Consider the following 4471-nt stretch of genomic DNA (forward strand, 5'->3'; position numbering starts at 1 on the left):
CCGTCGGGTCGCGGGGTCATTTTCCGTGACGGAAAATGACCTGGGGGCGCTGCCCCCGTCGCCTGGCAGCGACTCCCCCGGAGTGTTTGCACCAAGAAGAAGGGGCGGGCCCGAAGGAGGCTGCGTCTATACAGGGGGTGCATGGGGGGTGTACGAGTTGTGTACGGGGGGCGGCCCCCTGATTTCGAAGGAGGATCACCCCATGAGAGAACCCGCAGACGCCGCTGCCCGCCGTGCCATTGCCCCTGTCATCTGCTATCCCAACGAGACCTTGCCGCGCTTGCCGGAGGCAGATGTGGCACGCGCAAAGACGGGCTGGCAGAAGGTGGGCGAGGTGCTGGTGCCGCCGCGCGACGGGGCCACGTTTCGCGTCAAGGCGGGGCAGGCTTTCCGCATCTCTTCGGTCGAGGGGCCGCAGGTGGGCGATCTCAACCTGTGGAACGCGCATGACCTGTCGGAGCGGTTCTACTCAGGCAAGACCCGGGCCCTGCACGGGACCCACGTGACCACCGGTGACCGCCTGTGGTCGTCTTTCCCGGGTCTCAGGCCGATGGCCACGATCCTGGAGGACAGCTTGCACTGGTACGGAAAGGACGCTTTCGGGGGGTCTGTTCATGATGTGATCGGCACGCGCTGTGACCCCTATACGCATAACCTGCTGGCGGGCGGTCAGTATCACCATTGCTGCCATTCCAATCTGACCCGCGCGCTGGCGGCCGAAACGGGGATGCCGCTGGCCGAGGCCGAACCGCTGGTGCATGACGTGCTCAACGTCTTCATGTGCACGGGCTTCACCCGCGACACCGGGCAGTATTTCATGAAGGCCAGCCCCGTGCGGCCCGGCGATCACCTGGATTTCGTGGCCGAGATCGACCTGCTTGGGGCCCTGTCGGCCTGTCCCGGTGGAGATTGCAGCGCCGAGCATTCGTCGGATGCCGCTGCCTGTTTCCCGCTGCTGGTGGAAGTCTTCGACACCCAGGCTACGCCCGATTGGATCATGCCGCCCGTGAATGGCTATGACCGCAGCCACGGGGTGTAAGCGGCCAGGTCCTTTAAAACTTGATCAAAACCGGCCTGAAATGCAGTGGGAATTTTTTTCTCCCGGTCCGATATTTTTTCTTGCAATGACTCGGCAAAAGCCCCAAATGCGCCGTCACAAGACGCCAACGCACGCGCCTCTGTCATGGGTGGTTTCGACCGCCGCAGTTACGTAGCGACGGTAACGTCTCCGAACTTGAACTTTGCCGCCCTTCAATGGGCCAGGTCTTTTGGAGATGACCATGACCGCTATGCTGACCGATTTCTCGGATTCCATTGTCGTCGCCGCACGATCCCGTGCGGAGGCTTTCATCGCTGAAAACCGCTTCGAGCGCCCGACCCTGGTGATCGACACCGAGGCCGTGGCCGACCGCTACGGCGCGCTCTCGCGCGGCCTGGGCGATGCTCATATCCACTACGCCGTGAAGGCAAACCCGGCCCCCGAGATCATCGCACGCCTCGTGTCGCTCGGCTCGGGCTTCGATGCCGCCAGCCGCGCCGAGATCGAACTGTGCCTTGACCAGGGCGCTGCGCCGTCGCGCATTTCCTTCGGCAATACCGTGAAGAAGCCCGCCGATATCGCCTTTGCCTATGCGAAGGGCATCCGCCTCTTTGCCGCCGATGCAGAAGAAGAGCTTGAAAAGATCGCCGTGCACGCCCCCGGTGCGCAGGTCTATATTCGCCTGATCGTCGAGTTTTCCGAAGCCGACTGGCCGCTGACCCGCAAGTTTGGCTGTGCCCGTTCGAACCTCGTTCATCTCTTCCAGCATGCCGACATGCTCGGGCTCGACCCGGTGGGCGTGTCCTTCCATGTGGGCTCGCAAACCCGCCGCGCCTCGATGTGGGCCGGTATCCTCGACGAGGTTGCCGACAGCTGGGGCGCGCTGAAGAAAGCCGGGTTCAACCCGCGCCTTCTGAATATTGGTGGCGGCTTCCCGGCTTTCTACGGTGAGGAAGTGGACGGCCCGGAAACCTACGGTGCCGAAGTGCGCCGCCTGATTGCCGCCCGCTTCGGCAAGGTCGAGCGCATCATGGCAGAGCCGGGCCGTGGCCTGGTGGCCGAGGCCGGCGCAATCGCGGCCGAAGTTCTGCTGGTGTCGCGCAAGGCCCGGACCGACCTGCACCGTTGGGTTTATCTCGATATCGGCAAGTTCTCGGGCCTGGCTGAGACCATGGACGAGGCGATCCGTTACCAGTTCCTGACCGATCGTGATGGCGACGCAATGGGCCCCTGCATCCTGGCAGGCCCCTCCTGCGACAGCGCCGACGTGCTCTACGAAAAGCGTCCGGTCTTCCTGCCGCTCAGCCTGCAATCGGGCGACCGGATCGTGATCCGCAACTGCGGGGCCTACACCTCGACCTACGCCTCGGTGGGCTTCAACGGCTTCCCGCCGCTCGACGTCGTCGTGATCTGATACGCATGGCGGGGCCTTCGGAGCGAAGGCCCCCGATGCCTCAGGCGAAGGCCGCCTCCAGCGCAATCTGAACCATGTCTGCGAAACTGGACTGCCGGTCCGCTGCGGGCAGTTCCTCATGCGTTTGCAGGTGGTCTGAAATCGTCAGAACCGCCAGTGCCCGGCACCCGTAGCGCGCAGCAAGGGTGTAGAGCTCTGCCGCCTCCATCTCGACCGCCAGGATGCCGTGGCGGGTCATCTGTTCATTGAGGTCGGGGCGTTCGTCATAGAACACGTCCGAGGAATAGATGCCGCCTACATGCACGCCGCAATCGAGCTTCGTGGCGGCGGCATGGGCCGCCTGAAGCAGACCGAAATCGGCGCAGGGGGCGTAGTTCAGTTCCTTGAAGATCCCACTGGAGGGAGAGGACAGGGTTGACGAGGTCATGGCCAAAACCACGTCGCGCAGTTTGACCTGCGGCTGCATGCCCCCTGCCGACCCGATGCGGATCAGCGTCCGGGCGCCGTAATCGCGGATCAGTTCGTTGGCATAGATCGAGAGGCTTGGCATTCCCATTCCCGATCCGTGAATGGTCACGCGGTTTCCATTCCAGTGGCCGGTAAATCCAAGCATCCCCCGCGTTTCATTCACGCAGACGGGATCGTCCAGAAATGTCTCGGCGGCCCATTTCGCGCGCAGTGGATCGCCGGGCATCAGAACAGTTTCGGCAATTTCGCCGGGGGCGGCGCTGATATGGATGGTCATGGGATCCTCGCTTGTGCTGGTCCACCCATCCTGCCCGACTGCGGCGCGCTGGAAAAGCAGGAAGGCGGGCGGGGCCACTGAATTGGAAAAGGCCCGCGGGGCAGGCTGCTGCCCCCGGGCCCTTCGCGTCTCGGCTTTTCCGGTTCAGATGGCCAGATCGTCCGGCGATTTGCCAGCGTTGATCGCATCCTTGTACCAAGCCGGTTGGCGGCCACGGCCGCTCCAGGTTTGGGACGCATCATCGGGATTGCGGAATTTCGGCACGGAGGTTTTCCCCGAAGTCTTTTTGCCGAGAATTTCGTCCAGCGAAAAACCGTGCTCCTGCGCGGCTTTCTGGGCCGCTGCGAGAGCCGCTTCCTTCTGCCGCTTCTCGAAGCTGGCAATCGCCTTGTCGACACTTTTGCGCAGTGCCAGCAAATCCTGTTTCGACATCGAATCGAGATCGATGGTCATTTGTTATTCTCCCGTTACTTGTAATAAAACTGTTAGGAAATGACCAAATTCAATTCAATGAATAATAGCACGACCTGTCTAAAAGTATAGGCAATAACGGGAAAAGGCCCGCCAATTTCAGGGCGAGCCTTCTTAATTAATCTGAATTTCTGCTTATTCCGCGGCGACTGATGGCGTGTCAACCAGGTGCACAATATCCATCATGATGCGGTTCAGTTCGAAATCCTTGGGCGTGTAAACCCTTGCGACACCGAAAGACAGCAAGGTTTTCGCGTCCTCGTCGGGGATAATGCCACCCACCATCACCGGGATATGGCCAAGCCCTTCGCTGCGCAGCCGTTCCATCACATCGCGGATCAGCGGGATATGGCTGCCTGACAGGATCGACAGGCCGATCACATGCGGATCTTCCGCGCGCGCGGCATCGACGATTTGCTGAGGGGACAGGCGAATACCTTCGTAAGAGATATCCATGCCGCAATCGCGGGCGCGGAAAGCGATCTGTTCGGCGCCGTTGGAATGGCCATCGAGCCCCGGCTTACCAACCATGAACTTGAGCCGGCGCCCCAGCTTGTCGCTGACCGCGTCTACCGCCTCGCGGATATCATCCAGACCCTCGGTCTTGTTCGAAACCGCGCGCGAAACGCCGGTCGGCCCCCGGTATTCACCGTGAACGGCGCGCATCACACCCGCCCATTCCCCGGTCGTGGCTCCGGCCTTGGCCGCCGCGATCGAGGCGGGCATGACGTTTTCGCCAGCGGCAGCCGCCGTGCGCAGGGCCTCCAGCGCTTGCTGGACGGCGGCCTCGTCACGCTCTGCG

At 62.3% G+C, this 4471-nt stretch carries 5 protein-coding genes; 2 read left to right on the plus strand and 3 right to left on the minus strand.

Features of this window, described 5'->3' with window-relative positions; translation table 11 throughout:
• The first annotated feature begins 202 nt into the window (after positions 1–202).
• Both ACEQXV_RS13595 and ACEQXV_RS13600 read left to right on the plus strand, forming a co-directional pair.
• The gene (locus ACEQXV_RS13595) at positions 203–1039 is read left to right on the plus strand and encodes an urea carboxylase-associated family protein (protein WP_370251435.1); all 837 of its coding nucleotides are present in this window, start codon (positions 203–205) and stop codon (positions 1037–1039) included.
• 241 nt (positions 1040–1280) lie between these two features.
• The gene (locus ACEQXV_RS13600; RefSeq protein WP_370251436.1) at positions 1281–2453 is read left to right on the plus strand and encodes a type III PLP-dependent enzyme; all 1173 of its coding nucleotides are present in this window, start codon (positions 1281–1283) and stop codon (positions 2451–2453) included.
• Positions 2454–2493: 40 nt separating this feature from the next.
• Here ACEQXV_RS13600 and deoD read toward each other — a convergent pair whose 3' ends face one another.
• From deoD to ACEQXV_RS13615, 3 genes are all read right to left on the minus strand, one after another.
• Positions 2494–3198: a purine-nucleoside phosphorylase gene (gene deoD / locus ACEQXV_RS13605; RefSeq protein ID WP_370251434.1), complete on the minus strand. Its 705-nt coding sequence runs from the start codon at positions 3196–3198 to the stop codon at positions 2494–2496.
• A gap of 144 nt (positions 3199–3342) precedes the next feature.
• Positions 3343–3651: an H-NS family nucleoid-associated regulatory protein gene (locus ACEQXV_RS13610; RefSeq protein WP_370269655.1), complete on the minus strand. Its 309-nt coding sequence runs from the start codon at positions 3649–3651 to the stop codon at positions 3343–3345.
• Between the two features lie 153 nt (positions 3652–3804).
• A partial coding sequence (locus tag ACEQXV_RS13615; protein WP_370269656.1) for a methylmalonyl-CoA mutase family protein occupies positions 3805–4471 on the minus strand: 667 nt, incomplete at its 5' end.

Source organism: Nioella sp., from assembly GCF_964229645.1.
GTDB lineage: Bacteria > Pseudomonadota > Alphaproteobacteria > Rhodobacterales > Rhodobacteraceae > Nioella.

Excerpts from the sequence above, each read along its gene's own strand:
- ACEQXV_RS13595 (WP_370251435.1), top strand. The coding sequence starts at position 203 with ATGAGAGAACCCGCAGACGCCGCTGCCCGCCGTGCCATTGCCCCTGTC.
- ACEQXV_RS13600 (WP_370251436.1), top strand. The coding sequence starts at position 1,281 with ATGACCGCTATGCTGACCGATTTCTCGGATTCCATTGTCGTCGCCGCA.
- deoD (WP_370251434.1), bottom strand. The coding sequence starts at position 3,198 with ATGACCATCCATATCAGCGCCGCCCCCGGCGAAATTGCCGAAACTGTT.
- ACEQXV_RS13610 (WP_370269655.1), bottom strand. The coding sequence starts at position 3,651 with ATGACCATCGATCTCGATTCGATGTCGAAACAGGATTTGCTGGCACTG.